We start from the raw sequence: 2,031 nt of genomic DNA on the forward strand, positions 1-2,031 counted from the left end.
GATGCAGCCGAAACGCTTTCAGGAGCTGATCGACACCGGCCTCGACGAGTTGCGCGTATCGCTTGACGCCGCGGACCGCGAGACCTACGCCAAGGTGCGCGGCAAGGATTACTTCAACCGGATCGTCCGCGACGTCGGCAAGTTCATCACCTACCAGTCACAGATGGGCGCTACGACGCCACGCGTGTCTCTGTGGCTGACAGGGCTGAAGGAGACGGTCGATCAACTGCCCGCCTTCGTTCGTCTATCGGCCTCGATGGGCGTGAAGGAGGTCCACCTCCAAAGGCTCGTCTTTGACGAACAGGGCTACGGCATGGCGCGGTCCGAAAGCTCACTGTTCGAAAACACACAGGCCCAGGAGCAAGCGGCCATTGCGGCGGCGCAGGGGATCGGGTTGGAGCTCGGCGTGACGCTTGATGCCTCCGGGGCCACCGAACCCGGTATGAGCCTCAAGCGTCAGTCCGACGATCAGCCCTGGGCGACCTGTAGGCGGCCTTGGTCGTTGATGTATTTCACGGCGCATGGCCGTGCGCTGCCATGCTGCATCGCTCCCTTCTCGGTCCGCGGCTACAGCAACTACACGCTTGGCGATGCGACGCAACAGAGCCTGCGCGAGATCTGGAACAGCCCGGCCTATAGCGGTTTCCGCAACTCGCTGCTGTCCGATGCGCCACCCGCGCCTTGCCAGAATTGCGGAATGCGATGGAGCCTGTAGCCGTCGTCATTCCTACCCTGAACGAGGTCGGAGCGATCGCCGGCGTCATCGGGGAGATTCCGCGTGAATTCTCCCGGGACATCATCGTGGCGGATAGCGGCAGCACCGACGGGACACAGCAGGCGGCAATCGCGGCCGGCGCGCGGGTGATCGATGCCGGCCGAGGATACGGCCGCGCCTGCGCAACGGCGGCCGCGAGCGCCGATCCGGCGTGCAGAGTGATTGTCTTTCTTGACGGGGACGGCGCCGATCGTGCCGACCTTATCGGTCGCATCGCGGGTCCGGTGTTGAGGGGTTCGCATGATTTCGTGCTCGCCTCCCGCACGCGCGGCGTGCGCGAGCCCGGATCCATGCTCTGGCATCAGGTTCTTGCCGGTCGCGTCGCAGGTCTCGGGATCGGCGTGCTATACCATGCCAGCTACAGTGACATGTGTGCGTTCCGCGCCATTAATAGGTCGGTACTCGAGCGGCTCGATCTGCGCGAAATGACCTATGGCTGGAACATTGAAATGCAAATGCGGGCGGCGCAGTCCAGATTGCGCATCCTGGAGGTGCCGCTGCCTTATCGTTGTCGCGCGGCTGGGGAGTCGAAAGTTGCCGGTTCACTTCGCGGTACGATGACGGCCGGAGGCAGAATCGTTGCCACTTTCCTTCGTATTGCGGTGGCACGCCCTTAGAAATACGCGACGACGGTCACGCAAAGCATGGAGCGGTCGAATACGACGCTCGATGACACCTACCACGCGAGCTCGAAGGGAAACTCGCGTCACTTTTGATGGCACTGTGGCTATGCGCGCTCCGCTGCAGCGAGTTTCTGTCTGCGTCACGAGCTACAGAGCCGCGAGCCATCCTGTACATCAAAGCAACCGACGACCCTGGCAACCTTCTCGTGGCTTCCTTTATCGGCTCTCCGGCAATGAACTTCCTGATTGGACGTGCGCAGTCCGAAAACAATGCTCTTTGCGTTATTCGTAAGCGTCATATGATCGGGCCTTGCGTGCTGGCGCGGGAATTGACAACCCTCGTGGTCACGGAAGAGATATTGGTTTCTGAGAGTTGAACCGAGCGATCGAGCGACGGTCGTTCGACTTCTCTTGCGGCTGAGAGTGAGCACGCGGCGGGAGGGGCATCGGCGGTGGCGGGCAGGAAGAGAAGCTGCAGATAGTGCAGGAGACGCTGCGGCCTGGTGCGGTGATTGCGGCGGTTCGGTCAGACAACCTGTAAGCCTGCGCTCAAGGCCGCCTTGCGGGGATTTGGCCTATTTGTGAGTCTGCGCTCGTAAGGAATCCTTATGAGCACTCATAGCAGCACAGCAT

General features: G+C 61.6%; 2 protein-coding genes. Both read left to right on the forward strand.

Annotated features, from left to right (window positions below):
• Nucleotides 1-715, forward strand: a 715-nt coding sequence (locus GSQ83_RS08835; protein ID WP_158802533.1) for a radical SAM/SPASM domain-containing protein, incomplete at its 5' end; no start/stop codon positions are given.
• Nucleotides 703-1,392 carry a glycosyltransferase family 2 protein gene (locus GSQ83_RS08840; RefSeq protein ID WP_158802534.1) on the forward strand — a complete coding sequence of 230 codons (690 nt, stop codon included), beginning with the start codon at nucleotides 703-705 and terminating at the stop codon, nucleotides 1,390-1,392. The genes GSQ83_RS08835 and GSQ83_RS08840, both read left to right, overlap by 13 nt.
• Nucleotides 1,393-2,031: the final 639 nt, after the last annotated feature.

It is taken from the genome of Acidisoma sp. L85, assembly GCF_009765865.1.
Classification (GTDB): domain Bacteria; phylum Pseudomonadota; class Alphaproteobacteria; order Acetobacterales; family Acetobacteraceae; genus Acidisoma.